23 protein-coding genes and 1 pseudogene are annotated in these 26,636 nt (G+C 74.8%); 11 read left to right on the forward strand and 13 right to left on the reverse strand.

The window, feature by feature from the left end; translation table 11 throughout:
• Positions 1 to 210 precede the first annotated feature (210 nt).
• Positions 211 to 1,425, reverse strand: a complete 1,215-nt coding sequence (locus tag AB0G14_RS04050) for an acyl-CoA dehydrogenase family protein (RefSeq protein ID WP_357693505.1) — start codon at positions 1,423 to 1,425, stop codon at positions 211 to 213.
• Between the two features lies 1 nt (position 1,426).
• Entirely contained in the window at positions 1,427 to 1,879 is a 453-nt protein-coding gene (locus AB0G14_RS04055) for an SCP2 sterol-binding domain-containing protein (protein ID WP_357449789.1), read from the reverse strand.
• 68 nt (positions 1,880 to 1,947) lie between these two features.
• On the opposite strand from AB0G14_RS04055, the gene AB0G14_RS04060 reads away from it, so the two are divergent.
• Complete coding sequence (locus AB0G14_RS04060; RefSeq protein ID WP_357693507.1) at positions 1,948 to 2,586, forward strand: TetR/AcrR family transcriptional regulator; 639 nt, start codon at positions 1,948 to 1,950, stop codon at positions 2,584 to 2,586.
• A gap of 163 nt (positions 2,587 to 2,749) precedes the next feature.
• Here AB0G14_RS04060 and AB0G14_RS04065 read toward each other — a convergent pair whose 3' ends face one another.
• On the reverse strand, positions 2,750 to 3,391 hold the full coding sequence (locus AB0G14_RS04065; protein ID WP_357693643.1) for a DedA family protein: 642 nt from the start codon (positions 3,389 to 3,391) through the stop codon (positions 2,750 to 2,752).
• Between the two features lie 249 nt (positions 3,392 to 3,640).
• On the opposite strand from AB0G14_RS04065, the gene AB0G14_RS04070 reads away from it, so the two are divergent.
• Positions 3,641 to 4,846, forward strand: a complete 1,206-nt coding sequence (locus AB0G14_RS04070) for a histidine kinase (protein WP_357693509.1) — start codon at positions 3,641 to 3,643, stop codon at positions 4,844 to 4,846.
• Positions 4,843 to 5,484, forward strand: a complete 642-nt coding sequence (locus AB0G14_RS04075) for a response regulator transcription factor (protein WP_357693511.1) — start codon at positions 4,843 to 4,845, stop codon at positions 5,482 to 5,484. Before AB0G14_RS04070 ends, AB0G14_RS04075 begins: the two co-directional genes overlap by 4 nt.
• 82 nt (positions 5,485 to 5,566) lie before the next feature.
• Here AB0G14_RS04075 and AB0G14_RS04080 read toward each other — a convergent pair whose 3' ends face one another.
• The 7 genes from AB0G14_RS04080 to AB0G14_RS04110 all read right to left on the reverse strand — a co-directional run bounded on the left by AB0G14_RS04080 (position 5,567) and on the right by AB0G14_RS04110 (position 12,788).
• Positions 5,567 to 6,178 carry a DedA family protein gene (locus AB0G14_RS04080; protein ID WP_357693513.1) on the reverse strand — a complete coding sequence of 204 codons (612 nt, stop codon included), beginning with the start codon at positions 6,176 to 6,178 and terminating at the stop codon, positions 5,567 to 5,569.
• A gap of 123 nt (positions 6,179 to 6,301) precedes the next feature.
• A complete protein-coding gene (locus AB0G14_RS04085; RefSeq protein WP_357693515.1) occupies positions 6,302 to 7,564 on the reverse strand; it encodes an adenylosuccinate synthetase in 1,263 nt (420 codons plus the stop codon).
• Positions 7,561 to 8,520, reverse strand: a complete 960-nt coding sequence (locus AB0G14_RS04090) for a hypothetical protein (RefSeq protein WP_357693517.1) — start codon at positions 8,518 to 8,520, stop codon at positions 7,561 to 7,563. Before AB0G14_RS04090 ends, AB0G14_RS04085 begins: the two co-directional genes overlap by 4 nt.
• Before the next feature lie 10 nt (positions 8,521 to 8,530).
• On the reverse strand, positions 8,531 to 9,502 hold the full coding sequence (locus tag AB0G14_RS04095) for a serine/threonine protein kinase (RefSeq protein WP_357693519.1): 972 nt from the start codon (positions 9,500 to 9,502) through the stop codon (positions 8,531 to 8,533).
• Entirely contained in the window at positions 9,499 to 10,251 is a 753-nt protein-coding gene (locus AB0G14_RS04100) for an NUDIX domain-containing protein (protein ID WP_357693521.1), read from the reverse strand. Before AB0G14_RS04100 ends, AB0G14_RS04095 begins: the two co-directional genes overlap by 4 nt.
• 114 nt (positions 10,252 to 10,365) lie before the next feature.
• A complete protein-coding gene (locus AB0G14_RS04105) occupies positions 10,366 to 11,433 on the reverse strand; it encodes a MaoC/PaaZ C-terminal domain-containing protein (protein WP_357693523.1) in 1,068 nt (355 codons plus the stop codon).
• The gene (locus AB0G14_RS04110) at positions 11,433 to 12,788 is read right to left on the reverse strand and encodes a 3-oxoacyl-ACP reductase (RefSeq protein ID WP_357693525.1); all 1,356 of its coding nucleotides are present in this window, start codon (positions 12,786 to 12,788) and stop codon (positions 11,433 to 11,435) included. Before AB0G14_RS04110 ends, AB0G14_RS04105 begins: the two co-directional genes overlap by 1 nt.
• A 55-nt stretch (positions 12,789 to 12,843) precedes the next feature.
• Between AB0G14_RS04110 and AB0G14_RS04115 the strand changes: the two genes are divergently transcribed.
• The 3 genes from AB0G14_RS04115 to purB all read left to right on the forward strand — a co-directional run bounded on the left by AB0G14_RS04115 (position 12,844) and on the right by purB (position 17,609).
• Positions 12,844 to 14,136, forward strand: a complete 1,293-nt coding sequence (locus AB0G14_RS04115) for an acetyl-CoA C-acetyltransferase (RefSeq protein ID WP_357693527.1) — start codon at positions 12,844 to 12,846, stop codon at positions 14,134 to 14,136.
• Positions 14,137 to 14,279: 143 nt separating this feature from the next.
• The gene (locus AB0G14_RS04120; RefSeq protein WP_357693529.1) at positions 14,280 to 16,061 is read left to right on the forward strand and encodes a PT domain-containing protein; all 1,782 of its coding nucleotides are present in this window, start codon (positions 14,280 to 14,282) and stop codon (positions 16,059 to 16,061) included.
• Positions 16,062 to 16,184: 123 nt separating this feature from the next.
• Positions 16,185 to 17,609 (forward strand): adenylosuccinate lyase, encoded by a 1,425-nt coding sequence (gene purB, locus AB0G14_RS04125; protein ID WP_357693531.1) that lies wholly within the window; start codon positions 16,185 to 16,187, stop codon positions 17,607 to 17,609.
• 115 nt (positions 17,610 to 17,724) lie between these two features.
• Here purB and AB0G14_RS04130 read toward each other — a convergent pair.
• Positions 17,725 to 18,292, reverse strand: a pseudogene (locus AB0G14_RS04130) (YbjQ family protein).
• A 23-nt stretch (positions 18,293 to 18,315) separates the two neighbouring features.
• On the reverse strand, positions 18,316 to 18,999 hold the full coding sequence (locus tag AB0G14_RS04135) for a trypsin-like serine protease (protein ID WP_357693533.1): 684 nt from the start codon (positions 18,997 to 18,999) through the stop codon (positions 18,316 to 18,318).
• Positions 19,000 to 19,406: 407 nt separating this feature from the next.
• On the opposite strand from AB0G14_RS04135, the gene purS reads away from it, so the two are divergent.
• The 4 genes from purS to AB0G14_RS04155 all read left to right on the forward strand — a co-directional run bounded on the left by purS (position 19,407) and on the right by AB0G14_RS04155 (position 23,970).
• Positions 19,407 to 19,670, forward strand: coding sequence for a phosphoribosylformylglycinamidine synthase subunit PurS (gene purS / locus AB0G14_RS04140; protein ID WP_030332194.1), 264 nt, complete (start codon positions 19,407 to 19,409; stop codon positions 19,668 to 19,670).
• Positions 19,667 to 20,350, forward strand: coding sequence for a phosphoribosylformylglycinamidine synthase subunit PurQ (purQ, locus tag AB0G14_RS04145; RefSeq protein WP_357449744.1), 684 nt, complete (start codon positions 19,667 to 19,669; stop codon positions 20,348 to 20,350). Before purS ends, purQ begins: the two co-directional genes overlap by 4 nt.
• Positions 20,351 to 20,480: 130 nt before the next feature.
• On the forward strand, positions 20,481 to 23,210 hold the full coding sequence (gene purL / locus AB0G14_RS04150; protein WP_357693536.1) for a phosphoribosylformylglycinamidine synthase subunit PurL: 2,730 nt from the start codon (positions 20,481 to 20,483) through the stop codon (positions 23,208 to 23,210).
• Between the two features lie 4 nt (positions 23,211 to 23,214).
• Positions 23,215 to 23,970, forward strand: coding sequence for a 2-phosphosulfolactate phosphatase (locus AB0G14_RS04155; protein ID WP_357449738.1), 756 nt, complete (start codon positions 23,215 to 23,217; stop codon positions 23,968 to 23,970).
• A gap of 108 nt (positions 23,971 to 24,078) precedes the next feature.
• Here AB0G14_RS04155 and AB0G14_RS04160 read toward each other — a convergent pair whose 3' ends face one another.
• Positions 24,079 to 26,082 carry a carboxypeptidase-like regulatory domain-containing protein gene (locus tag AB0G14_RS04160; RefSeq protein WP_357693538.1) on the reverse strand — a complete coding sequence of 668 codons (2,004 nt, stop codon included), beginning with the start codon at positions 26,080 to 26,082 and terminating at the stop codon, positions 24,079 to 24,081.
• Positions 26,083 to 26,242: 160 nt separating this feature from the next.
• Here AB0G14_RS04160 and AB0G14_RS04165 point away from each other — a divergent pair, with 160 nt between their 5' ends.
• A complete protein-coding gene (locus tag AB0G14_RS04165; protein ID WP_357693540.1) occupies positions 26,243 to 26,596 on the forward strand; it encodes a sterol carrier family protein in 354 nt (117 codons plus the stop codon).
• The last annotated feature ends 40 nt before the right edge of the window (positions 26,597 to 26,636 follow it).

Raw genomic sequence — 26,636 nt, forward strand, 5'->3', positions numbered from 1 at the left:
GGTGCTGTCAGCCTAGAGGCCGGTGGCGGCGGTGCGAACCGGAAACGGCCGAGCGGGCGGGAGCGCCCGACGCCGACCGACCCTGCCGAGCAGGGTGGCGGCGACGATCGTCTCGATCAGCCCGTGGTGGTTGCGGCAGAGCACGCCGACCCGGTCCCGGGCTGCACGCCGAGCGCCGCCCGCGTCGCCCGGGCGCGGAGGGTCCTCGAATCAGCGGATCTGGACGCCGGAGACGGCCCGGGAGATGACCAGGCGCTGGATCTCCGAGGTGCCCTCGAAGATGGTGTAGATCTTGGCGTCCCGGTACCAGCGCTCGACCGGGTGGTCCCGCAGGAACCCGGCTCCGCCGAGCAGTTGCACGGCCTTCTCGGTGACGGAGACGGCCACCTCGCCGGCCTTCAGCTTGGACATCGAGCCCTCGCCCGCCGTGAAGGGCCGGTTGTTGCGGCCCATCCAGGAGGCCCGCCAGACCAGCAGCCGGGCCGCGTCGATCTCCGTCCTCATGTCGGCCAGCGCGAACGCGACCGCCTGGTTCTCGATGATGGGCCGGCCGAACTGGACCCGGTCCTTCGCGTAGTCCAGCGCGTACTCGTAGGCGGCCCGGGCCACGCCCAGCGCCTGCGCGCCGACCGTGGGCCGGGACAGCTCGAAGGTGCGCATCGCCGCCTGGCCGGAGGCGCGCCGGCCGGAGCGGGCCCGGTCGAGCCGCTCGCGCAGCGCGTCGCGGCCGCCGAGCAGGCAGCGCCCCGGCACGCGTACGTCGTCGAGGAAGACGTCGGCGGTGTGCGACGCGCGCAGGCCCAGCTTGCGCAGCTTGCGGGTCGCGGTCAGCCCGGCGGTGCCCGGCGGTACGACGAACGCCGCCTGCCCCCGGGAACCGAGCGTCGGGTCGATCGAGGCGGTGACGACGTGCACCCCGGCGATGCCGCCGTTGGTGGCGTACGCCTTCTGCCCGCTCAGCACCCACTCGTCGGTGGCCTCGTCGTAGACCGCCCGGGTGCGCATCGCGCCGACGTCGGAGCCGGCCTCGGGCTCGGTGGTGCAGAACGCGGCGACGGCGGGCTCGTCGACGGTGCCGAAGCACTGCGGCACCCACTCGACCATCTGGTCCGGGGTGCCGGTGCCGTAGATGGCGGCCACCGCGAGGGAGGTGCCGAAGATGCCCAGCCCGATGCCGGCGTCACCCCAGAAGAGTTCCTCGCTGGCGATCGGGAGGGAGAGGCCGGTGGGGTCGGCCCAGCAGGTGGCGAGGAACTCGAAGCCGTACAGGCCGACCTTCGCCGCCTCCTGGATGATCGGCCAGGGAGTCTCCTCCCGGGCGTCCCACTCGGCCGCGGCCGGGCGCACGACCTCGGCGGCGAAGCCGTGCACCCAGTCGCGCAGATCCCGCTGTTCCTCGTTCAGGTCGAGCGAGAACTCGGCCATGTCAGGCCTTGGGGATGTCGAACAGGTTGGCGATGTTGGCGGCCAGGCCCAGGTCGCCCTTGGCCTTGAGCTTGCCGGTCATGAACATCATGACGGGGTTGGCCCCACCGGAGACGATCTTCAGGAACTCGACCGGGCCCATGGTGAGGCTCAGCTTCGGGTCGTGCTGCGCGGTCTCGTTGACCGTGCACGCGCCGTCGGCGATGACGACCTCGTAGGTGTCGGTGCCACCGTCGGGACGGCCGGTGATGTTCCAGTGGATGACCGCGTTGGTCGAGCCCGCCCGGTCGGCGCGGAAGAGCTGCGGCATCCGGCCGAAGACCTCGCCCAGGATCTTGCCGCGCAGGTCGCCGGACATGACCTCGGCGATCTTGTCGTCCGGGGTGGACTTGACCAGCTGGGCGAACTCCTTGGGGCCGACGTTCGCGAAGTTGGCCGGGTCGAAGTCAGTCATGGGTCTGCACCTTCCGGGGTTTGGCTACTCGTGCGTAACCCTACGCACGAGTAGGTATGCTCGCAAGGGTGTCCACCCCACCCACCTTCAAGCGCCTCCCACGTGCCGTACGCGAGCAGCAGATGCTCGACGCGGCCGTGAAAGTGTTCTCCCGCCGGGGGTTCCACGCGGCCAGCATGGACGAGATCGCCGAGGACGCCGGCATCTCCAAACCGATGGTCTACGCCTACCTCGGCACCAAGGAGGAGCTCTTCGTCGCCTGCCTGCACCGGGAGGGCGCCCGGATGATGCAGGCCATCGCCGGGGCGGCCGCCCCCGAACTGTCGGCCGACGAGCGGCTCTGGCGCGGGCTGCGGGCGTTCTTCGGTTTCGTCGGGGCGCACCGGGACGGCTGGGCGGTGCTCTACCGGCAGGCCCGGGGCGAGCAGCCGTTCGCCGGCGAGCTGGCGGGCATGCGCGCCCGGCTGGTCGAGGTGGTCGCCGGGATGCTCGGCCACGCGCTGCGCGCCGAGGGGCGCGAGGTGGGCGACACCGACCTGGAGGTCGTCGCGTACGCCCTGGTGGGGGCGACCGAGTCGCTGGCCGACTGGCTCGCCGACCACCCGGAGGCGGACCCGGAGAAGACCGCGACGCGGATGATGAACGTCGCGTGGCTCGGCGCCGGCCAACTCCTGCACGGCGCCACCTGGCGGCCGCCCACCGCCTGACCTCCCGCCCGGGAAGGCCGGCCGGCCCGCCGCCCGCGCGTGGTCCCCATGCCCGGCTGGTGCTGCGTCTCGCCGACGCCGCCGCCGGCGATGACGCCGACACCCGGCCGGCGGCGATGGCGCCGAGGCCCGGCCGGCGTCGGCAGCCGGGGCCGCCGGTGGGTCACCGTCGCAGCTCCGCCGGCTCCCGGGCGGGCGCGCCGACGGCCGCCCGGCGACGGTTCAGGAGCCAGCGGGTCGCCTCCACCAGCAGGGTCACCGTCAGCGCGAGACCGAGCCCGAGCAGCAGCCCGCGGATCGGGTCCTGCTCGAAGGCGAGCCCGCCGAGGTAACCGACCAGCGCCGAGTAGACCCCCCACGAGCCGGCGGCGAGCGCGTCGAAGGCGAGGAAGCGCCGCCGGGGGAAGCGCGTCGCCCCCATGGTCATCGTGACGGCGGTCCGGCCACCGGGGACGTACCGGGCGACGGTGAGGATCAGCCCGCCCCGCACGGCGATCCCGCGCCGCGCCCACTCGTAGGCGGCCCGTCGTCGGCCGCCGTCGGGCAGGCGGGCGAGGAGGCGTCCGCCGCCGTGCCGGCCGATGGCGTACGACACGTGGTCGCCGACCAGCGCGCCGGCCGCCGCGACCGCGATCACCGCCATCAGGTCGGGTTGCCCGGTCGCCGCGAACACGCCGGCGGTGATCACCGCCGTCTCGCTGGGCACCGCCGGGAAGAAGCCGTCGATCACCGCGATCGCGAAGAGCGCCAGGTAGACCCAGGGCGAGGACATCGTCTGGTGGAGCAGGTCGAGCACCGAATCCATGATCTCGATGCTGGTGCCGCCCGACGGCCCTGCCATCGCCCGGTGGTCACCCGGTGCCTGCGACTTAAGTCGTGCCCGACCCGGAGAGGGATCCGGGTCGGGCACGACCGGCTTTCAGGGTCGGGCGCGGACCGGCGCCAGGGGTTGCGCGCCGCGGCCAGCCACGGCGGTGCCGGAGCGAAGCACGGGCCGCGCGCACACCGGAGGCGGGCGGACGGCAACGGCCTCCGCCCGGCCTAGGCTCGGGGCGTGACCTCCCGAGCCGTCGCGTTCCGGCGCACCGCCGAGCGGTACGCCCCCGTGCTGCTCGCCGTCGTCGTCGCGGCGGGGGTCTGGGGGGCGGCGACCGGCTCGCTCGGGGTGCGCTCGCCGCTGCCCCGGGTGCTGGTCCTCGCCGTCGCCGTCCTCGCGGGCTGGGCCGCCGCGACGGTACGCGTACGGCGCTGGCCGCTGTTCGTGACGGCCGCCGTCACGTGGCTGCTCCTGGCGGCCTGGCCGGCGGTGGCCGTCGCGTCCTGGCAGGCCGGACTCCGGCTGCGGGACCGGCGGCGGCTCGCCGGCTTCCTCACCGGCGCCGCCCTGGTCGCGGTGGCGGGCGTGGTGATCGGCGTCGTGGTGGGTGGCGAGCGGCGGCTGACCACCGCCACGCCCGCCAACGCGCTGGCGATGTTCGCGTGGACGGTGCTGTTCCCGCTGGTCGTCGGGCTCTGGGTCCGGGCCCGCCGGGACACCCTGGCCGCCCTGCGGGACCGGGCCGAGCGGCTGGAGCGCGAGCAGGAGGCGCGGGCGGAGCGCGTCCGGGCCGAGGAGCGGGCCCGGATCGCTCGGGAGATGCACGACGTGGTGGCGCACCGGGTGTCGCTGATGGTGGTGCACGCCGGAGCGCTGGAGGTCACCGCCACCGATCCGGCGACCGTCGACACCGCGACCCTGATCCGGTCCACCGGACGGCAGGCTCTCACCGACCTGCGGGAGGTGCTCGGCGTGCTGCGCCAGCCCGCGCCCGCCGGCGAGCCGGCCACCAGCACCACCGCCGGGCTGGCCGGCGTCGACGACCTGGTCCGGGAGTCCCGCGCCGCCGGGCTGCGGGTCGACCGGCACGACGAGGGGACGCCCCGGCCCGTTTCCGCGACCGTCGGCCGGACCGTGTACCGGGTGGTCCAGGAGGCGCTGACGAACGTCCGCAAGCACGCGCCGGGCGCGGACACCACCGTCCGGCTGCGGTACCTCCCGGGCGGGTTGGAGATCAGCGTCCGCACCGGCCCGTCGGCGGGCGGCCCAGCCCGGCCGGGTGCGGACGATCGGCCGGCGGGCGGTGCGGCCCTGCCGGGAGCGGGACTCGGGCTGATCGGCCTCCGGGAGCGGGTGGAACTGCTGGGTGGGCGGCTGGAGGTCGGCCCCCGCGACGGCGGCTTCCTGGTCCGGGCGTTGATCCCGGTGGAGGAGGCGACATGATCCGGGTCCTGGTGGTCGACGACGAGCAGCTGGTCCGTGCCGGGCTGCGGCTGATCCTGGAGGCGGCACCCGACCTCACCGTGGTCGGCGAGGCGGCCGACGGCGCGGCGGCGCTGGCCGAGACCCGCCGGTTGCGTCCCGACGTGGTGCTGCTGGACGTCCGGATGCCGGGCACCGACGGGCTGACCGCCGCCCCGCAGGTGGTCGCCACCGGGGCGAAGGTCGTCATGCTGACCACCTTCGACCGAGACGAGTACGTGCACCGGGCGCTGCGGGCGGGCGCGGTCGGCTTCCTGCTGAAGGACACGCCGCCCCGGGAACTCGCCGCCGCCGTGCGGACCGTGGCCGCCGGAAACGCCATGCTGGCCCCGACGGTCACCCGGCGGCTGATCGACTCCTTCGCCGAGCGCGGCCCGGCCCGGCGGGACGCCGCACGGCAGCGGCTCGGCCACCTCACGGACCGGGAGTTGGAGATCGTCCGGGAGGTGGGCCGGGGGTTGGGCAACGCCGACATCGCCCGCCGGCTGACGATGAGCGAGGCGACGGTCAAGACGCACGTGAGCAGGGCCCTCGCGAAGCTCCAGCTCGCCAACCGGGTGCAGCTGGCGATCCTGGTCCACGACGCCGACCTCCTCTGACGGCCCCGCCACGAGTCGTCGGCGCCCGCCTCGCCACGGCGTCGTCTGTCCGGCCACGGCGTCCGGTCGTTCCGGTGCCCGTTCAGTGGAAGGTGCGGCGGTGGGCGCGGTGGCGCAGCCAGCGGACGGACTCCAGCACCAGCGTGACCGCCACCGACATGCCCACCGCGGCCAGGATGCCTCGGACCGGGTCGCGTTCGAAGGCCAGCCCGCCGAAGTAGCCGAGCAGGGCGGAGTAGAGCGCCCAGCTCACCGCCGCGATCGAGTCGAACAGCAGGAACGAGCGGAGCGGGTAGCGGACCGCGCCCATGGTGAGGGTCACCGCCGTGCGACCGCCGGGGACGTACCGGGCGGTGGTGAGGATCAGCCCGCCGCGCCGGTGCACCGCCCGGCGGGCCCACTCCGAACCGGCCCGCCGCCGGCTGTCCTCGGGAAACCGGGCGAGCCGGTGCGCGCCGCCGCCGCGCCCGATGGCGTACGAGATGTGGTCGCCGACGCAGGCGCCGAACGCGGCGGCGACGATCACCGCCACCAGGTTGGGGCTGCCGTCGGTGGCGAGTACGGCGGCGGTGATCACGGCGGTCTCGCCGGGCACCGCCGGGAAGAACGCGTCGACCGCGGTGAGCCCGAACAGCAGCAGGTACACCCACGGGGAGTTGACCAGCTGCCGGAGCAGGTCGAGCGCGGACTCCATGCCCCCATGCTGGCCGGGCACGGTGCGCCGGGTGACCGAGTCGCCGGATCACCCTGCTCGGCGACGCATTCAGGATCCGCGAGCGGCGGCACGCTCACCCGCCGCCGGCCCGCGGTCACCGCGTCAGGCGGTGGTGACCAGGGCCGGCGGGGCGAGCAGCGGGCCGTGCGGGACCTTGTCCCCGGCGGTGGGGCCGTGCGAGGTGAGCACCACCGGGGCGGCCAGTTCCCGGGCCACCGCCGACGGCCAGTCGACGGGCGGGTCGTCGTACACCGGGCGGGAGCGCAGCAGGCGGGCGGTGAGCGTGGCCTGCCGGTCCAGGTCGCCGGGCGGGCCCGGGGTGAGCCGGTCGGTCCAGTCGTAGCGGCGGCAGATCCGCAGCCCCGGGCCGGCGAGGTCGAGGTGGGTCAACGCCAGGCCGTCGACGCCCCCGGCCGCGGCGAGGGCGTACCGGTGGGCGACCGCGTCGAAGTGGCCGAACCGGAACCGGCCCTGCCACGGGTTCGTCGGGTTGTGCGGGTCGGTCAGCGGCAGGGTCGGGTCCTCGGTCACCAGCGGCCCCGGCCCGTGCCGGGTGGTGGTCACGCGCAGCACCCCGAGCCGCGTCGCCGTGCCCGCCTGGCCCGCCTCGGCGAGCAGGCTGTCGGCGTTGGCGAACGTGGTGGTGCTCCACGTCGTGTACGGGTGGAAGCCGTGCCACTCGTCGAGCAGCACCCCCTGCGCGCCCTCGAAGACGCACGTCCCGGCGCGCAGCGCCCCGGCCAGCCAGCCCCGGTCCACGACCGCCACCCGCCCGGCGAACCCGGTGAACGCGGGCAGGCAGTCCTCGACGGGCGGCGCGTCCAGCGGCCCCAGCTCGGCGGTCAGCCGGTCCCGCAGGGCGGTCAGCCGGCGGCGCAGCAGCGCCGGGGTGCGGCAGTCGGCCACCCGGGGCGCCTCGTCGGGGTGGGCGAGACCGTACGCGACGGCCTCGCCCACCCCCAGCCCGCAGGAGCCGTGCCGGTCGGCTCCCCGGGCGATCTCCCGGGCCCGGTTGGCGGCCCGGTGGTACGGGGTGGCGAGCAGCGCCTCCCCGTCCACGGTCAGCCGGTCGAGCGCGTCGGGCACCCCGACCGAGGCGAGGTGGTCGGCCTCGGCGGCCAGCGCCAGCGGGTCCACCACCACGTGCCGGGACAGGTGCGTACGCACCCCGGGGTGGAAGGTGCCCGCGCCGAACTGGGCGAAGGTGTGGTGCCGCCCGTCGCGCAGCACCACGTTGTGCGCCGCCTGCGCGCCCCCGTTGAAGCGGACCACGGTGTGCACGGGCCGGGTGGCGCAGAGCCAGTCCACGACCGTGCCCTTGCCGGCGTCGCCGTAGCCGAGGTCGACCACCGTCACGTGTCTCACAGCCGGGTGACCCCGCCGTCGGTGTTCCGGAAGGCCGGCAGCGCCGACACCTCGGCGCGCCGCCCCCGGCCGAGCCGGGCCAGCGCCTTCGACACCGTCCCGGTGGCGCCCGAACCGGCCCGGTCGAGGTCGCGCAGGCCCTCGTCCAGGTCGATGGCCTGCTCGCCGAGCCCGATGGTGAGCGCGATGGTCTCGCAGACCGCGTCGAGGTCGTCCAGCACGACGGCGTTCTGCCCGAGCAGGTCGCGCCAGAAGTCGAGCACCTTGGCGTTGCCGGAGTAGTGGCTGCCGGCGGGTAGCAGGTAGTAGGTGTCCCACCGGCGGGTCACCTCGTCGACGACCTGCCGCAGCGGCACGTCCTCGGCCAGGTCGTCGCCGATCAGGCGGGCCACCTCCCGAGCCTTCACCCGGGGGTACGCCAGCTCGTCGCCGATGATGAACAGGTAGCCGCGTCGGCCGCGCTTCTCCCAGCAGTCGGTGACCGTGTGTCGGGCCATGAAGTACATGGCCAGCTCGTACGACTCCGTCATCTGCCCGCCGCCGCCACCCTCCAGCACGATCCGGCCGAGGTCGTCGTCCATCCGGTTGTCGGACTCGAACTGCCCGACCTGCAACGGCACCCGGTCGCAGGTGGCGTCGCCGATCGCGCCGAACATGATCTGCGGGTCGCGGGCGTAGCCCTGCCGCTGGAGCAGCCCGAGCAGTTGCGGCAGCTTGGCCTGGAGCGTACGGGGCACGTGACCCATCGAGCCGGTCACGTCGAACAGCACGGCGATGGCGGTCGACTGCGGGTGCTCGGCGGAGTCGCGGCTCTCCCGCGTCGCGTCGCGGGGGTCGAGCGCGGGGTGCACCGTGCGCGCCCCGCTGTCGCTGTAGGAGAACGCGCTCTTGCCGGTGGCCCGGCGGTAGCGGTCGGCGGCGTCGTACACGTCGGTGGACCAGATTCCACTGCCCATGGCAGCCTCCTCAGGGGTTCAGGGTGAAGGGTCGGAAGGTGCGCGGCCCGTAGAGCCGGTCCAGCACCTCGTCGAGTTCGCGGAGCAGGCGCCAGGCGTCGCCGGGCCGGGCGTTCAGGGCGGGCCGCAGGCAGCCCTGGGCGAAGGCGAGCAGCTCGCGCGGCGCGCGCGGGCCCATCAGCCAGGTCATGCAGCGGGTGGCCATCGCGATGTCGGTGCCCGGCCCGCACGGGCGCTTCGCGACGACCTCGGCCGGATACCAGTCCTCGTGGCCGGGCACGAGCGCCGGGACGGCACCGCCGTCGACGACGGAGAAGCACCAGTCCACCAGCACCACGCCGTGCCCGTCGGGCTCGATCAGCACGTGCGGCGGCAGCACCGCCCCGTGCACCACGCCCGCCCGGTGGGCCAGGCCGAGCGCGACCAGCAACCGCCGCCACATCCAGGCCGCGTCCCGGGCGTCCAGCCCGTCCGGGTACGCGCGCCGCACCTCGGTGAGGTCGTGCAGGCCGGGCGCGGTGGCGAGCACGGTGATCCGCCGCTCGGCGCCGGTGTCGGGGTCCCGGTGCCGGAACTCCTCCACCAGCCGGGGCACGTAGGGCAGGTAGCGCGGGTCGCCGCGTTCGGCGAGGGCGCGCAGGGCGTGCGCCTCCCGCGCCATCAGGTCGTTGTCGGTGGGCCGACGGGGCAGCTTGAGCAGCCTGTCCGCCCCGACGTCGTAGAGGTCGGCCAGGTCGCCGGAGTGCGCCGGCGCGCCGAGGCGGTAGCCGCCGAGGACGGTGACCCGCCGGGCCCGCCAGCGGGTGGTGACCCGGACGAACGCGTCGGTGGCCTCGGCGCGTACGGCCGAGTCGGCGGGCACGCGGTCGGGGTGCAGGGCCGCGACCAGCTCGCGGTAGCGCCGGGCCGGCTCGTCGGCGCCGAACAGGTCGGCGTCGGTGCGGGCCGCCGCGACCAGGCGGATCGCCTCGGCGGTCCTCACCGCACCGCCTCCTCCCGGGCGGGGCGCAGCAGCGCCGGGTGCAGCAGCCGGGCGTCGCCGGCCCGGTAGAGCTTGGCGCGGGGGCCGCCCCGGGCCCCGCCGCGCTCGGTGCTGGCGCCGGTGCTCTCCACGAAGCCCGGCACCGAGAGCACCTTGCGGTGGAAGTTGCCGGCGTGCAGCGGGTGCCCCCAGACCGTCTCGTAGACGGCGCGCAGCTCGCTGATGGTGAACTCGGGGGCGAGGAAGCGGGTGGCGAGCGGGGTGTATTCCAGCTTGGACCGGGCCCGCTCCAGCCCGTCGGCGATGATCCGGTCGTGGTCGAAGGCGAGCTGCCGGCTGCTCAGGGCGGTCACCGGCAGCCAGGCCGCCTCGTCGGCGTCGGTGCCGGCGGCCGCGTCCGGCAGGTCGGGCGCGAACGCGAGGTGGGCGACCGAGACGACGCGCATCCGCGGGTCACGGTCGACGCCGCCGTAGCTGGCCAACTGCTCCAGGTGTACGCGACGCAGCCCCTCGCCGCCGAGCCCGGTCTCCTCGGCCAGCTCCCGCCGGGCGCCGGCGGTCAGGTCCTCGTCGGGGCGGACGAAGCCGCCGGGCAGCGCCCAGTGCCCCGCGAAGGGCGGCTCACCGCGCCGGATGAGCAGCAGGTGGAGCGCGCCGTCGCGGATGGTCAGCGCCACCACGTCGACGGTGACCGCGACCGCCGGATAGGCCCGGGGGGCGTACGCGGCCAGGAAGTCCTGCTCGTCCACGGCGTCCCTCTCATCTTGAGAACATCTCGATGTGAGAACAACCTAGCGCATGCGATCGCCCCTGCCAACCCCCGGCGGCGCGGGTGGGGCGCGGCCGGGGGTCGGCAGGGGCGGTCAGCGCACGAGACCCACCAGGTGCGGGCGACCGCGCAGGTCGTGCAGGGCGAACCCGCCGCCCGGCAGCAGGCCGAAGCTCACCGTGCTCGGCAGCGGCACCGGCAGCTTGAACGCCACCTCGACGGTGTAGGCGTCCGGCAGCCGGTTCTCCAGCGCGGCCAGGCACCGCGCCTTGCTCCACATCCCGTGCGCGATGGGCCGGGGGAAGCCGAACAGCCGGGCCCCCAGTCGGGAGGTGTGGATCGGGTTGTGGTCGCCGGAGACCCGCGCGTAGTGCGTACCGACGCGGGGCTCGACCCGCCAGTGGGCCGAGCCGGCCGGCGCCGGGGATCGCTCGCCCCGGTCGCGGCCGCCGCCGGGCCTGTGCTCCCGGCCGAGGTACGTCGAGACGCCGCGCCAGACCTCCTCCCCGCCGACCGAGCCGACCAGCACCACGTCGACCTGCCGCCCCCGGTCGTGCGGACGCAGGTTCTCCGCGTACGTGGTGAAGTCGAGGGTCTCGTCGGCCGTGACCGGGCGGTGCAGGGTGATCCGGTTGCCCACGTGCACCACGCCGGTCAGCGGGATCGGGAACCCCGGCGCGGTCATCAGGCGCAGGGCCAGCGGGAAGCCCATGACGTGCGGGAACGTGGCGGGCAGCCGGTCGGTCAGCCGGAACCCGCAGACCCGGTCGTAGTCCGCCAGGTGCGCCCGGTCGACGGCGATCCCGCCGACGGCCAGCTCGACCGCCGGGGCGCCGGCCGCCGCCGGCCGCCCGCCGAGGCCGGGCAGCGCGCCGAGCAGCGCCCGCCGGTAGAGCGGCCCGGCCGCCGGCATCCGGGCCAGCTCGACGCGCTCCCGGGCGACCGCCCCGGCGTGCCCGGCCAGGTCCTGCGTCGCCTCCACGGAGGAGGCGTGCCCGGAGAGGTCGTGCGTCTCCGCCAGGCTCAGGTCGTGGTCGGCCGGCCCCGGCCGGCGGATCGCGGCCAGCGCCTCCGCCGACAGCCGCTCCGTGGGGCCGTCGATCAGCTCGTGCACCGACAGGTCGTCGGACGGGCCCTCCGCCGGTCCCCTCCGCGCGGCCATCACGCCCCCAGCAGGCTCTGGCCGCAGACCCGGACGACGTTGCCGCTGACCGCGCCGGAGGCCGGCCACGCCAGCCAGCCGATGGTCTCGGCGACGTCCACTGGCAGCCCGCCCTGGGACATGCTGTTCATTCGCCGGCCCGCCTCGCGCAGCATCAGCGGGATGCGCGCGGTCAGCCGGGTCTCGATGAACCCGGGGGCGACGGCGTTCACGCTGATCTGCCGTTCGCGCAGGGTGGGGGCGAGCGAGTCGACCAGCCCGATCACGCCCGCCTTGCTGGTGGCGTAGTTGGTCTGGCCCCGGTTGCCGGCGATGCCGGCGATGGAGGAGACGGAGACGATCCGGCCGCCGGCCGGGATCAGCTCCCGTTCCAGCAGCACGTCGTTGATCCGCTCCTGGCTGGAGAGGTTGACGTCGAGCACGGAGTCCCAGCGGTCGGCGTCCATCCGGCCGAGGGTCTTGTCCCGGGTGATGCCGGCGTTGTGCACGACCACGTCGACCCGCCCGTGCCGGCCGGCGAGGTGCTCCGCGAGCCGGGTCGGGGCGTCGGGAGCGGTGAGGTCGAGCTGGACGGCCGTCCCGCCGATCTCGTTGGCGACCGCCGCCAGCGCATCCCCGGCCGCCGGGATGTCCAGCGCGACGACGCGCGCGCCGTCGCGGGCCAGCACCCGGGCCAGCGCCGCGCCGATGCCCCGGGCCGCCCCGGTGACCAGGACGACCTGCCCGTCCAGCGGGCGGTCCCAGTCGGCCGGCGGCTCGGCCGTGCCGGCGCCGACCCGGATCACCTGCCCGGAGACGTACGCGGACCGGCCGGAGAGCAGGAACCGGAGGGTGGCCTCCACGCCGGTCGACGTGCCGGCATCGGCCTCCTTCGTGACGTACACGAGTTGGGCGGTGACACCGCGGCCGAACTCCTTGCCGATGCTGCGGGTCAGCCCCTCCAGGGCCCGCTGGGCGGTGGCCTCCCGGGCCGAGCCGCCCTCGGCGGGCGGGGTGCCGAGCACGACCACCCGACCGCTGGGCAGCACCGAGCGGGCGTGCGGGTGGAAGAAGTCGTACAGCTGGCGCAGCTCGGTGGAGTCGGTGATGCCCGTCGCGTCGAAGACCAGGGCGGCGAAGCGCTCGGTGGGCTCCACGGCGGCGGGGTCGCGCAGCGCGACCCCGGCGGCGGTCAGGATCCTGCCGACCTGCTCGGCGAGCCGACCCCCGGTCGCGGCACCGAGCAGGACGGGCCCGGGGGCGAGGGGGTCGCCGGGGGTGTGCCGGCGCAGTCGCGGCGGGTCGGGCAGCCCGAGGCGCTTGACCAGCGCGCGACCGGCCCCCGATCGGACGAAGCTCGCGTACCTGTCGGTCATAGGCGTAGCCTACTGGCGAGTAGGTTGAGGGCAAGCCCTTCGAGGAGGCGGGATCGTGCAGAGCATCCGGCGGGTGGCGGTCATCGGCGGCAACCGCATCCCCTTCGCCCGGTCCAACTCGCGGTACGCGAGCGCGTCCAACGCGGACATGCTGGGCGCGGCGCTGGACGGGCTGGTCGCCCGGTTCGGCCTGGCCGGCCAGCGGGTCGGCGAGGTGGTCGCCGGCGCGGTGCTCAAGCACGCCAAGGACTTCAACCTGACCCGCGAGGTGGTGCTCGGCTCGAAGCTCGACCCGCACACCCCCGCGTACGACATCCAGCAGGCCTGCGGCACCGGGCTGGAGGCCGCCATCCTGGTCGCCAACAAGATCGCCCTCGGGCAGATCGACGTCGGCATCGCCGGCGGCGTGGACACCACCTCCGACGCCCCGCTCGCCGTCAACGAGGACATGCGCCGCACGCTGCTCAGGCTCAACAGCGCCCGCACCCTCGGCGAGCGGCTGAGGATCGCCGCGAAGCTGCGCCCGACCCAGCCGTTCCGGCCGGAGATCCCGCGCAACGCCGAGCCGCGCACCGGGCTGTCGATGGGGGAGCACGCCGCCCGCACGGCGCTGCGCTGGCAGGTCGACCGGCAGGCGCAGGACGAGCTGGCGCTGCGCTCGCACCAGCGGCTCGCCGCCGCGTACGACCGGGGGTTCTTCGACGACCTGCTGACGCCCTACCTCGGGCTCACCCGCGACCAGAACCTGCGCGCGGACACCAGCCCGGAGAAGCTCGCGTCGCTGCGGCCGGTCTTCGGCGCGAAGGGCCCGGACGCCGAGCGGGCGACGATGACGGCCGGCAACTCCTCGCCGCTGACCGACGGCGCCTCCACGGTGCTGCTGGCCAGCGAGGAGTGGGCCCGCGAGCACCACCTGCCCGTGCTGGCCTGGTTCTCCTGGTCGGAGACCGCCGCCGTCGACTTCGTGCACGGCGACGAGGGGCTGCTGATGGCCCCCGCCTACGCGGTGCCCCGGATGCTGGCCCGGGCCGGGCTGACGCTCCAGGACTTCGACTACTACGAGATCCACGAGGCGTTCGCCTCGCAGGTGCTGGCCACCCTGGCCGCCTGGGAGTCGCCCGAGTTCTGCAAGGACCGGCTCGGGCTGGACGCCCCCCTCGGCCCGATCGACCGGGAGAAGCTGAACGTCAACGGCTCGTCGCTGGCCGCCGGGCACCCGTTCGCGGCGACGGGCGGCCGGATCGTGGCGACCCTGGCGAAGCTGCTCGCCGAGAAGGGCAGCGGGCGGGGACTGATCTCCATCTGCGCGGCCGGCGGCCAGGGCGTGACGGCGATCCTGGAGCGCTGAGCGCCCGCCCCGCTGGGGTGGACGCTGTGCGGCGCGCGCCGCCGGCCGGCGTGACTGTGCAGATCCGCACCTGGACGCGGTGCCGGTCGGGTGGCCTAACCTGAGTCGCCCCCCGTTCCACTGTCGACCGGAGGATCCCGCCGGTGTCTACCAACCCCACGTCCGTGCCCGACCCCAAGGCCCACCCCGCGCCGCCCTTTCCGGCCCCGTCCGGCCCGGCCCCGTCCGGCCCGGCGCCGTCCGGGGGCGTCGGGATCGGCCGGACGGCCCAGGTGGTCACCGGGCTGGTGCTGCTCGTGCCGGCGGCCGTCGCCCTGCTCTGGTCGTACGTGCTCCCGTCGGTCAGCACGCTGGTGGAGAGCTTCCGGCGGGGCAACGGGCTGGGCGGGCCGACCGAGTCCGCCGGCGGCGACAACTACGCGCAGGTGATCGAGCGGGGGTTCCTCGGCGACCTGGGCCGCGCGCTGCTCCTCGCCCTCGTCCCGCTGCTGCTCGCGCTGCTCGTCGCCCCGCTGCTCGCGCTCGCCGCACAGCGTGCCGGCCGGGTGCCCCGCCTGGTGACCCGGGCGCTGCTGGCCCTGCCGCTGGCCGCCTACGCCCCGCTCGCCGTGGGAATGGCGTGGACGATGGACCGGTTCGAGGCCGACCGGGACGCCTGGACGCAGGCGCCCACGCTGACCGCCGTACGCGCCGTGGCGCTGCTGACGGCCGGGCTGGTGGTCGCGGTCGGTGCCACCGTCTTCCTCGCCGCGCTGCGCCGTGGCCCCGGCGGCGGCCGCTCCGGCCCGGCGGTCCTGGCCGTCGGCGGCGTGCTCGGGCTGGCCGTCGTCGCGGTGACCGTGCAGTCCTGGTCCCTCCAGTGGCCCGTCCTCGGCGGGCGGGAAGACCAGGTCGCCCCCCTGGTGCGGATCGTCCGGGAGAGCGTGGCCTGGCTCCAGTTCGGCGTCGGCGCCGCGGGCAACGTGCTGCTGCTCGCCCTGCTGGCGGTGCTCGGCATTCTCGCCGTCGTCCTGCTCCTGATCACCCGGACGAGGATCGCCTTCACCGGGTGGCGCGACCGCCCGGCCGGTGCCCCGACGGGCACGCCGGCGGGCGCTCCGACGGGCACTCCGACGGGCATGTCGGCGGGCGCTCCGACGGGGGTCCCGGCCGGTGCGCGCAACCCGGTCGCGCTCGGCCTGCTGGCGGTGGGGCTGCTGGCGTTCCTCGGCGTGCTCGCCTACGTGCTGGCGCCGTGGCTGCGGGCGCTCCCTGCCGAGGCGGCGCCCCTGCCCTCCGGCGTCTCCACCGGCCAGGTCCAGGTCAACACCTGGCTGCCGCCGCTGATCCCGGCGGTGGTCGGGGTGGGCGTCGCCGCCCTGGCCGGCTTCGGCATCGGCGGCCTGCGTCCACTGGGCCGGGCCAGCGAGCTGCTCCTGCTGCCGTTCGCGCCCTGGCTCTTCGTCGGCGACGGTCCGCTGGCCATCGCCCACTTCGTCCGGGCCCGGGAGGCCGACCAGCTCAGCACCTTCGTCGGGCTGATCCCACCGGGCTGGCTCTGCATCCCCGCGCTCGTGGTGTTCACCCTGTTCTTCCGGGGCCAGCGGGAACGCTGGGAGGCCGGTGGCGGGTTCGGGTCGACCATGCTCCTGCCCGCCCTGCCGATGCTGGCCGGCGCCGGGCTGCTGAGCTGGCTGGTCGGCGCGCAGAGCTGGCTGTGGCCGCAACTGGTCGTCGCGGACGTCCGGCACGCGCCGGCGACGAACCTGGTCCTCCTGCGGCTCGCGGAGTCCTTCGGCGACCCGGAGGCCATGCGGGGGCTCGTCGCCCAGGTGCTGCCGCTGCCGATGCTGCTGTTGTTCCTGGCCGCGTTCGTGGCGTTGCAGCTGCTCTACCTGGACCGCCTCGTCATCTCCGGCGGCTCGGCGCGCGGCCGGGCCGACTGACCGCGCGGCGAGCCGAGCGAGACCCGGCAGACCCCGCTGCCCGGGTACCGCCTCGGCTGTCACCGCTGGTGAGCGGCCAGACGTCCGTCGGGCCGCGTCCCCGGGCATGAAAGACTGAGGTACGTGACGACGATCCCCAACGTGCTCGCCAGCCGGTACGCCTCGCCCGAGCTGGTCGCCCTCTGGTCACCGGAGCAGAAGATCCGGATGGAACGGCAGCTCTGGCTCGCCGTGCTCCGGGCGCAGCGGGATCTCGGCGTGTCCGTCCCGGACGGCGTGGTCGAGGCGTACGAGCGGGTGCTCGACCAGGTCGACCTCGCCTCGATCGCCGAGCGGGAGCGGGTCACCCGGCACGACGTGAAGGCCCGGATCGAGGAGTTCAGCGCGCTCGCCGGGCACGAGCACGTGCACAAGGGGATGACCTCCCGGGACCTCACGGAGAACGTCGAGCAGCTCCAGGTGCGGGCCTCGCTGGAGCTGGTCCGGGACCGGGTGGTCGCCACCCTGGCCCGGCTGTCCCGGTTGGCCGTCGAGCACTCGGGCCTCGTCATGACCGGCCGCTCGCACAACGTCGCCGCGCAGGCCACCACGCTCGGGAAGCGCTTCGCTTCGGCTGCGGAGGAGCTGCTGATCGCGTACGAGCGGCTGGACGACCTGATCAACTGGTACCCGCTGCGCGGCATCAAGGGCCCGGTGGGCACCGCCGCCGACCAGTTGGACCTCTTCGACGGCGACGCCGACAAGGTGGCCGAGCTGGAGCGCCGGGTGGCCGAGCACCTCGGCTTCTCCCGGGTGCTCGACAGCGTCGGCCAGGTTTACCCGCGCTCGATCGACCTGGCGGTGCTCTCCGCGCTGGCGCAGATCGCCGCCGCGCCGTCCTCGCTGGCCACGACGATCCGGCTGATGGTGGGCCAGGAGCTGGCGACCGAGGGCTTCAAGCCGGGCCAGGTCGGCTCCAGCGCGATGCCGCACAAGATGAACACCCGGTCCAGCGAGCGGGTCAACGGCTTCGCGGTGATCATCCGGGGCTACCTGTCGATGGTCGGCGAGCTGGCCGGCGACCAGTGGAACGAGGGGGACGTCTCCTGCTCGGTGGTCCGCCGGGTCGCGCTGCCGGATGCGTTCTTCGCCGCCGACGGGCTGTTCCAGACGTTCCTCACCGTGCTCGACGAGTTCGGCGCGTACCCGGCGGTGGTCAACCGGGAACTGGAGCGCTTCCTGCCGTTCCTGGCCACCACCAAGATCCTGGTGGCGGCGGTCCGGCGCGGCGTCGGGCGCGAGGTCGCCCACGAGGTGATCAAGGAGCACGCGGTCGCCGTCGCGCTCGCCATGCGCGAGAAGGGCGCCGCCGAGAACGACCTCTTCGACCGCCTCGCGGCGGACGGCCGCCTGGGCCTGACCCGGGGCGAGATCGACGCGCTCGTCGCCGACCGCACCGCCTTCGTCGGCGCCGCCCCGGCCCAGGTCGAGGCGGTCACCCGCCGCGTCGCCGCCGTGGTCGACGCCCACCCCGACGCCGTCGCCTACACCCCGCCCCCCATCCTCTGACCTTCCCCTCCGCCACCGGCTCCTGTGCGCCGGCCGGGGCGCGGGCGGCCCGGAGCCCGGCGCCGCTCGCCGCCGCCCGGCCGGTCGCACCGGCGCCGACCGGGCCGGCGGGTGGTCAGGAGTCGCGGGTGGGGGTCTCCGCCGCGGTGCGGAGGTTGGGGGCGCTCGCCGGCTCGGCGATGCCGCCCGGGGACTCGGCGAAGGCGGGGTCGTGGGCGGTCTCCGCAGCGACCAGCGGCTGGTCGGGCGGCATGACGTCGGGCACCTTGGGCACCACGATCACCGCCGTGCCGTACGCGCAGATCTCCATCCACATCTCGCCGCAGTCGCGGCTGTCGAAGCGCATCCCCACCACGGCGTTCGCGCCGAGGCGGCGGGCCTCCTCGCCGAGCCGGGCCACCGAGTCGGTACGCCACCGGGTCAGGTTGTCCGGCGCCATCGGGTCGTACGCGCCGCCGCGCAGGTTCTTGACCCCCTCGCGGTACGGGTTCCGCGTCCTGGCCATCGACGACACCACTTCGCCGAGGATCTGGCGGATCTCGTACCCGGGTAGTTGCTCCGTCGTCACGACCAGCACGTTTCCGATGCTGTCAGGGCGAACCCGCACCCGATCGCGAGCCTTGTTCACCTGATCGGATGCTGCAAAACGGCGCGGCGCGGACGGCCGGCGCGTGGCCGGCCATCCGCGCCGCCCGGGCGCTAACCGTCAGACACCGGCCACCGAGGTGATCCAGGCCCGGTTGTACGCGACACTGCCGTAGTTCTGGATGCTGTAGCCGTCGGCGGTCGAGGCGACGCCGACCTGACGGCCGTTGTAGAACTGCGGGCCGCCCGAGTCGCCCCGCCACGCGTTGCCGTTGATCCGCGTGCTCCGGATCGCCTGGCCGCCGTACGCGTCGGTGGCGCTGTTGCTGGTCACCTGGACGCTCGCGGTCTTCAGCTGGCTGGCGGCGGAACAGCCGCTGTAGCAGGTCATGCCCCAGCCGTAGATCGAGTTGGTGGAGCCGATCGGCGGGTTGCTGCTGGCCAGCGTGACGTACGAGGTGCTCACCGAGCTGGACAGGCGCATCAGGGCCAGGTCGTAGCGGCTGTAGCTGGCGCTCACCGTGCGGGTGACCCCGCCGGAGGAGCGGTAGACGCTGCCGACCCGGACGGACATGGTGCCGCCGAGGCAGTGCCGGGCGGTGAGCACCCACTCCGGCGCGATGATCGTGCCGGAGCAGGTGAACGATCCGTTGCTGAACACCGCGGCGGCCCACGGGGCGGACGAGACGGTCCCGCCACCGATGATGGGCTGCGGGCCCGCCGGGGCGGCAAGGGCGCCGGAACTGGCGCCGAGCAGGCCGGCCGCTGCGGTGGCCAGCACTGCGATCAGGGATCGGATGCGCATGGGGCTCCTTCGGGGATGGGCCCGGGGTCACCGGGTCGAGCTGTCGGCCGGCGGGCCGGGTGGCCCGGCGGCCGGACACGTCCGATCGACGTACGACGATGTACGGTAGGGCTCCTGAGATGTCGTTCACAAGTTTCATCGATTTTCATCAATAAGAAGGATGGTCCGTCGGCCGGTGGCGGCGGGCGTCCCGGCGGCCGGAGTGGGGCGAAACGGGCTGGTCGGCAACGGAAACGCATCGGGATCGCAACGAACCCGTATCGGTCCCCGGCCTTCGCGGCGGGAATGCCGATCGCTGCCTGAACTGCGTCCGGCCGGTGCGTCCAGGGCCGTATCTGCCAGGTAGGCTGGCTGCGCTCGCCCGTTGTGGGTCGGCACCCAACTGCGTACACAGTCAGGAGTGCCCAGTGCCTCGCGTCGTCGTCGACGTCATGCTCAAGCCCGAGATCCTCGATCCGCAGGGCCAGGCCGTCGCAAACGCGCTGCCCCGGCTCGGCGTCAGCGACGTCGCCTCGGTTCGGATCGGCAGGCGGATCGAGATCGAGTTCACCGGTGAACCGGACCTGGACCGGGCCCGGGAGATCGCCGACAAACTGCTCGCCAACCCGGTCATCGAGGACTTCACCGTCCGCCTGGTCGAGGCCGACGAGACCGCGGACGCCCGCTCGTGACCGCCCGGGTCGGTGTGGTCACGTTCCCCGGCTCGCTGGACGACGGGGACGCGGCCCGGGCCGTCCGCATCGCGGGCGCCGAACCGGTCCGCCTCTGGCACGGTGACCCGCGGCTGCACGGGGTGGACGCCGTCGTCCTGCCCGGCGGCTTCTCCTACGGCGACTACCTGCGCTGCGGGGCCATCGCCCGGTTCGCCCCGGTGATGGAGACGATCGTGGACGCGGCCCGGGCCGGCCTGCCGGTGCTCGGCATCTGCAACGGCTTCCAGATCCTCTGCGAGGCCCACCTGCTGCCCGGGGCCCTCACCCGCAACCAGCACCTGCACTTCCGCAACCGGGACCAGGTCCTGCGCATCGAGTCGGTCGGCACCGCGTGGACGAACGCGTTCCAGCCCGGCCAGGAGGTGCTGATCCCGGTCAAGAACGGCGAGGGCTGCTACGTCGCCGACACCGCGACGCTCGACCAGCTCGAAGCCGAGGGTCGGGTGGTCGCCCGCTACGTCGGCGGCAACCCCAACGGGTCGCAGCGCGACATCGCCGCGATCACGAACCCCGCCGGCAACGTGGTCGGCATCATGCCGCACCCCGAGCACGCCGTGGAGGCGCTCACCGGCCCCTCCCTGGACGGCCTCGGCTTCTTCACCTCGGTGCTCAAGCACCTGGTGGGGGCGCCAGCGTGAGCGCGAGGAGTGAGCCGGGTCTGCGAGCCCCGCAGTCGCGAACGAAGTGCGGGGCGGTGACCGTGCGCGGCGGCATCATCGGTCGGCTCACCCGCCCTCAGGGCGGCCCTGAGCGCAGCGAGGAGAGGTCATGACCAGCCATCCGGACGAGGTACGGGAGACCCCGGAGGCCTTCCCGGCCGCCCCGGCGCAGCCGGTGTCCAGGCCGGCCGCCGTCGCGTCGCCGGCCGCGCCCACCGGGCCGGCGACGGCCGACTGGGCGGCCGGCCTGGACACCGTGCCGCACGCCGTGGACACCCCCGGTGAGCTGCAGCCGTACGCCGAGCTGGGGCTCCGCGACGACGAGTACGACCGGATCCGGCACATCCTCGGCCGCCGGCCCACCCAGGCCGAGCTGGCCATGTACTCGATCATGTGGAGCGAGCACTGCTCCTACAAGTCGAGCAAGGTGCACCTGCGCCAGTTCGGGGAGAAGGCCCCGCCGAGCGACCGGCTGCTCGCCGGCATCGGCGAGAACGCCGGCGTGGTGCAGGTCTCCGACGAGCTGGCGGTGACCTTCAAGGTCGAGTCGCACAACCACCCCAGCTTCGTCGAGCCCTACCAGGGCGCGGCCACCGGCGTCGGCGGCATCGTCCGGGACATCCTGGCCATGGGCGCCCGCCCGGTCGCGGTGATGGACCCGCTGCGCTTCGGCGCGGCCGACCACCCCGACACCGCCCGGGTGCTGCCCGGCGTCGTCGCCGGCGTGGGCGGCTACGGCAACTGCCTCGGCCTGCCGAACATCGGCGGCGAGGTCGTGTTCGACCCCTGCTACCAGGGCAACCCCCTGGTCAACGCGCTCTGTCTCGGCGTGCTGCCGGTCAACCGCCTGCAGAACAAGGCCGCCGCCGGCCCGGGCAACGTCGTGGTGCTGATGGGCGCCAAGACCGGCCGGGACGGCATCGGCGGCGTGTCGGTGCTGGCGAGCGCCACCTTCGACGAGGGCAGCGAGCAGCGCCGCCCGTCGGTGCAGGTGGGCGACCCGTTCATGGAGAAGCTGCTCATCGAGGCCTGCCTGGAGCTCTACGACGCCCAGCTCGTCGTCGGCATCCAGGACCTCGGCGGCGCCGGCCTGACCTGCGCGCTGACCGAGACCGCCGCGGCGGCCGGCACCGGCATGCGGGTGTGGCTGGAGCGGGTGCCGCTGCGCGAGCCCTCGATGGAGCCGCACGAGATCCTGGCCAGCGAGTCGCAGGAGCGGATGCTGCTGGTGGTCGAGCCGGAGAAGCTCGACGCCGTGCTCAAGACCGCCGAGAAGTGGGGCGTCTGGGCCACCGCGATCGGCGAGGTCACCCCGCCGGCCCCGGACGGCCGGCCGGGCCGGGTGGTGATCACCTGGCGGGACCAGCTCGTGGTCGACGTGCCGCCGGGCTCGCTGGTCGACGACGGCCCGGTCTACGCCCGCCCGATGCGCGAGCCGGCCGACCTGATCCTGCTCCAGGCCGACCGCGCGGAGACGCTGCCCCGGCCGGCCGACCCGGAGGCGCTGCGCGAGACCGTGCTGCGCATGATCGCGTCGCCGAACCTGACCGACAAGACCTGGGTCACCGAGCAGTACGACCGGTACGTGCTGGGCAACACCGTGCTCGCCCAGCCCGAGGACTCCGGCGTGATCCGGATCGACGAGCGGACCGGGCTCGGCGTGGCGCTGTCGGTGGACGGCAACGGCCGGTACGCCCGCCTCGACCCGTACCACGGCACGAAGCTCGCGCTGGCCGAGGCGTACCGGAACGTCGCCGTCACCGGCGCGAAGCCGATCGCCGTCACCAACTGCCTGAACTTCGGCTCGCCGGAGGACCCGGGCGTGATGTGGCAGTTCGCCGAGGCCGTCCGCGGCCTGGCCGACGGCTGCGCCGAGCTGGGCATCCCGGTGACCGGCGGCAACGTCAGCTTCTACAACCAGACCGGCGCGGCGGCCATCCACCCGACCCCGGTGGTCGGCGTGCTCGGCGTGCTCGACGACGTCGCCAACCGGGTGCCGATGGGCTTCGTGCCGCGCCCCGGCGGCGACCACGACCAGCTCTTCCTGCTCGGCGAGACGCACGTGGAGCTCTCCGGCTCGGAGTGGGCGTGGGTCACCCACGAGCACCTCGGCGGCGTACCCCCGCAGGTCGACCTGGCCCACGAGCGGCGGCTGGCGGACCTGCTGGCGGAGGCCGCCCGGGTCGGGCACCTCAGCTCCGCGCACGACCTCTCCGACGGCGGCCTCGCGCAGGGCCTGGTCGAGTCCTGCCTGCGGCGCGGGGTCGGCGCCCGGATCGCGGTGCCGGAGCGGTTCGCCAGCGGCTCGATGCCGTTCGTCTACCTGTTCAGCGAGTCCGCGGGGCGGGTCCTGGCCTCGGTGCCGCGCGGCCACGAGAAGGCGTTCACCGCCCTGTGCGCCGAGCGCGGGGTGCCGTTCGAGCTGATCGGCGTCACCGACCCGGCCGGCGGCGCGTTGGAGGTGCACGGCCAGTTCCGGATCGGCCTGGACGAGCTGCGCGCCGCGCACACGGCGACGCTGCCGCGCCTCTTCGGGGGCTCGGAGGTCGTCCAGGTGCCCGCGCCGGCAGCCGGCGTGGCCGGTGCGGTCGAGGCCGCGCCGCTGCCCGACGCCGAGCGGGCCGAGGTGGCGCCGGTGGACCCGGCGGACGTCGCGTCCGAGCCGATCGCGTCGGCCGGGCCGGTCCCGTCGACCGGTGCCGTGGCGCCGGTGGAGGCCGCGGCCCCCGCTCCCGAGGAGCCGGCCGCCGAGGCCGCCGACGGCCCGACCGGGGCCGACGCCGCGTCCGACCCCGACTCCGGTGACACCGAGCAGCCCTCCGCGCCCGATAAGCGCTGAGGCGTTGGCCGCGGCCGTCTACGCCCAACCCGGATCCGGCGCCCGGTTCGACTGGGGGCTGACGGGAGCGGCTGAGCTCGGCCGGGTCTGCGCGGTGCTGGTGGTGGTGGACGTGCTCTCGTTCACCACCGCCGTGGAGGTCGCCGTCGGGCGCGGCATGCGGGTGCACCCGTTCCCGTGGGGGGAGCAGGCGGCCGACTACGCGCGACGGGTCGGCGCGGTCGCCGCGGTGGGCCGCCGGCAGACGACCCCGGAGCATCCGTGGTCGCTCTCGCCGGCGGCGCTGAGCACCGCGCCGGTCGTCGCCGACCTCGTGTTGCCGTCGCCCAACGGCTCGGCGATCAGCGCCGCGGCCAGCGCCACCGGCCTGCCGGTGGTCGCGGCCTGCCTGCGCAACGCGCGCGCCGTCGGGCGCTGGCTGCGCCGTCACGGGTACGGCTCGACGGATGCCCCGATCGGCGTGGTCGCCTCCGGCGAGCGCTGGCCGGACGGTTCGCTGCGCCCCGCCGTGGAGGACCAGCTCGGGGCGGCCAGCGTGCTGGACGCCCTCTCCGGGGTGACCGGCGGTCTCTCCGTGGAGGCGGCCATGGCGCTCGCCGCGCTCGCCAGCACCCCCGACGTCCCCGCCGCGGTACGCGGCAGCGTGTCGGGCCGCGAGTTGGTCGAGGGCGGCTTCGCCCAGGACGTGGAGATCGCCGTCCGGGTCGGCGTCTCCGACGTGGTCCCGGTGCTGCGCCAGGGCGTCTTCTCCGCCGCCTGACGGTTCGCCGACGCCCTGCCGCCCGCGCGCCACAGCGGCGAGGGCCGCCCGGGGATCCCGGACGGCCCTCGCCGTGGTGCGCTGTCGTCTTCGGCTGTGCCCGTGCGGTCAGTCGTCCAGCCAGTCCAGCCGGCGACCGCCCCGGTCCTGCTGCGGCGGCCCGTCCGGGCGGCCGCGCCCGGCCTGCGGGTCGTCGTAGCCGCCGCCCTGCTGGCCGTAGCCGCCGCGCTGCTGCGGGGGCTCCTGGCCGTAGCCACCCTGCTGGCCGTAGCCGCGGTCGTCGTAGCCACCGCCGCGCTGCTGCGGAGGCTCCTGGCCGTAGCCACCCTGGTCGTATGAGGTGGGCTGGTCGTAGCCGCCCTGGCCGTAGCCGCCGCCGCGCTGCTGCGGGGGCTCCTGGCCGTAGCCGGGGTCGTCGTAGCCGCCGCGCTGCTGGTCGTAGCCGCCGCGCTGGTCGAAGCCGCCGGCCGGCTCGCCGCCCCGCCCGTACGGCGCGGTCTCGGACCGGCCGTAGCCCTGCTCCGGCTGGTAGACGCCCGTCGCGTAGGGATCGGCCGGGGCCGGGTACTGGGTGGACTCGCCGGTGTAGCGGCCGGTCGGCTCGTCGTAGCGGTCGCCGTAGCCCCGGCCGCCGCCGGCTCCCGCCGAGTAGCCGGCGGCACCCGCGGCACCCGCCGCGCCGGCCGGAGCGCCGTAGTCGTGGCCGCCGTAGCCACCGCCCGAGGCGGGCGCGTTGCCGTAGCCACCGCCGGAGGACGGCGCGTTGCCGTAGCCGTCACCGGAGGCGGGCGCGTTGCCGTAGCCACCGCCGGAGGACGGCGCGTTGCCGTAGCCGCCGGCACCGTAGCCGCCCGAGCCGGCGGACTCGTCGCCGTAGCCGTTGCCGGCCCAGCCCTGCCCCGCGCCTGCCGCGCCGTAGGGCTGCGGGGGCGCGCCGTACGGGTCCGGCGGCACGTCGTCGACCACGGGGCGGTGCATCATGGTCGGGGCGTCGCTGAGCGAGGTGCCGCCGACCATCGTCGGGTCCGGCCCGGCGCCGGCCCGGTTGACCACCCGGGTCTGGTCGTCCGCGCCCGCGCCCCGGTACGCCCCGCGCGCCGCCGGGACCGCGCCCGCCGCAGCGGCGCCCGCCGGGGCGTCGTCGCCCTCGTCGCCGTTGTCCTTGCGCCGCATCCAGAGCAGCACGATGGTGCCGACACCCGCGGCGACGAGCAGGCCGCCGAGCAGGATGATCAGCCAGGAGCCCATGCCGCCGGAGTCCTCGTTGCTGGCGTTGGCCGCCGCGCCCGGGGTCGCCTCGGTGCTCTCCTCGGCGGTCTCGTCGAGCGCCTCGTCCGTGGGGAGCGGCTCCTCGCTGGCCGAGGGGGTGGCGCTCGGGGTCGTCTCGACCTTGACCGCCAGGGTGATGCGCTGGCCGGTGATGCGCTGGCCCGCGCTCGCGTCGAAGCTCTTGGTGGCGTACACCTCGCCGACGCTGGCGCCGACGGCGAGCCGGCCCGGCGCGATCGGCTTCTCGGTGGTGCCGGTGAAGCGGAAGTTGCCGTTGTCGTCGCTGACCGTGTCGCGCTTGTTGCCGGCGCCGTCCTGGAGCATCACCACGGCGTTCGGCACGGCCTTGCCGTTCGCCTGGGCGACCACCTTGCCGGAGACCTCCCGGACGGTCTGGGCCTCCTGCGGACCGCGAACCGTGAAGCTCCGGTCCGCGTTGCCGGACTCGCCGTTGACGGAGGCACTGATCTGGACGTTGCCGGGCTTCGTCTGACCTGCGGCGACGTTGTCGGCCAGCAGCGTGACGGTGAAGCTCTTGTTGCCGCCGGCGTCGATCTTCTCGCTGAATTCGCAGCGGCCGTCGCACTTGACCGCACCGGATGTGGTGACCTTGATCTCAGCGGAGTCGGAACCGTTGCCCACCGGCGGCCTGGCGTTGTTGTTCGCCACGACGAAGGACAGGCTTACCCGGTCTCCGGCGTTCAGCGTCGAGGGAGACGAGCCGATCTGCACGCTCGGTGGGGCGGCCAGGGCTGGTGTGGCGGGGACAGCGAGCAGAGCGCCGACAACCAGCGCCACGACCACACCGGCCCGCTGCTTCCAGGCACGTCGGTGTGTTGACACGTCCACCGCCTTCCGGACTGACTTCCCTCGACCGGCGGGGCGCCGGGCCGGGGATCATCACGGTACGAATACGCCGTCGGCAACTATGCCTTGTCTGACCGGATCGGCGCGACCCAGGGCCAGCGTGTGACGCACTGCGTTCGGGTCGTATCGTCCCGTCGTGTCCTCTCCGCACATAAAGTCCGCCGCGGTCGCGGCGGCGTTGTCGGCGCTCGACGAGGGGCGTACGCCCGAACGGCCGGTCCTCCGAGATGCGGTCCGTGCCCTCTTGACCGTCCTCGCGGAGCGCGCCCCCGGCCGATCGGTGGAGGTGCGTGTCCCACCTTACGGCGCAGTTCAGTGCATTCCCGGGCCTCGACACACCCGCGGCACCCCGCCGAATGTCGTGGAGATGGATCCGGCGACCTGGCTGGCGGTGGCGACCGGGCGGCTCGACTGGGCCGAGGCGATCACCCAGGGTCGCGTGCGGGTGAGCGGAATCCGGGCCGACCTCTCCGAGCACCTGCCCCTCTAGCTGCGGCGACGTGCGGCCGACTGGTGACGCTTGGGAGCCA

Source organism: Micromonospora sp. NPDC023814 (assembly GCF_040639595.1).
Classification (GTDB): Bacteria; Actinomycetota; Actinomycetes; order Mycobacteriales; family Micromonosporaceae; genus Micromonospora.

What these genes read in the sequence shown, in the direction of transcription:
- AB0G14_RS04055 (WP_357449789.1), bottom strand. Translation starts at nt 1,879, where the DNA reads ATGACTGACTTCGACCCGGCCAACTTCGCGAACGTCGGCCCCAAGGAG.
- AB0G14_RS04050 (WP_357693505.1), bottom strand. Translation starts at nt 1,425, where the DNA reads ATGGCCGAGTTCTCGCTCGACCTGAACGAGGAACAGCGGGATCTGCGC.
- AB0G14_RS04105 (WP_357693523.1), bottom strand. Translation starts at nt 11,433, where the DNA reads ATGGCCGCGCGGAGGGGACCGGCGGAGGGCCCGTCCGACGACCTGTCG.
- AB0G14_RS04080 (WP_357693513.1), bottom strand. Translation starts at nt 6,178, where the DNA reads ATGGAGTCCGCGCTCGACCTGCTCCGGCAGCTGGTCAACTCCCCGTGG.
- AB0G14_RS04065 (WP_357693643.1), bottom strand. Translation starts at nt 3,391, where the DNA reads ATGGATTCGGTGCTCGACCTGCTCCACCAGACGATGTCCTCGCCCTGG.
- purL (WP_357693536.1), top strand. Translation starts at nt 20,481, where the DNA reads ATGACCAGCCATCCGGACGAGGTACGGGAGACCCCGGAGGCCTTCCCG.
- AB0G14_RS04110 (WP_357693525.1), bottom strand. Translation starts at nt 12,788, where the DNA reads ATGACCGACAGGTACGCGAGCTTCGTCCGATCGGGGGCCGGTCGCGCG.
- AB0G14_RS04075 (WP_357693511.1), top strand. Translation starts at nt 4,843, where the DNA reads ATGATCCGGGTCCTGGTGGTCGACGACGAGCAGCTGGTCCGTGCCGGG.
- AB0G14_RS04090 (WP_357693517.1), bottom strand. Translation starts at nt 8,520, where the DNA reads ATGGGCAGTGGAATCTGGTCCACCGACGTGTACGACGCCGCCGACCGC.
- AB0G14_RS04135 (WP_357693533.1), bottom strand. Translation starts at nt 18,999, where the DNA reads ATGCGCATCCGATCCCTGATCGCAGTGCTGGCCACCGCAGCGGCCGGC.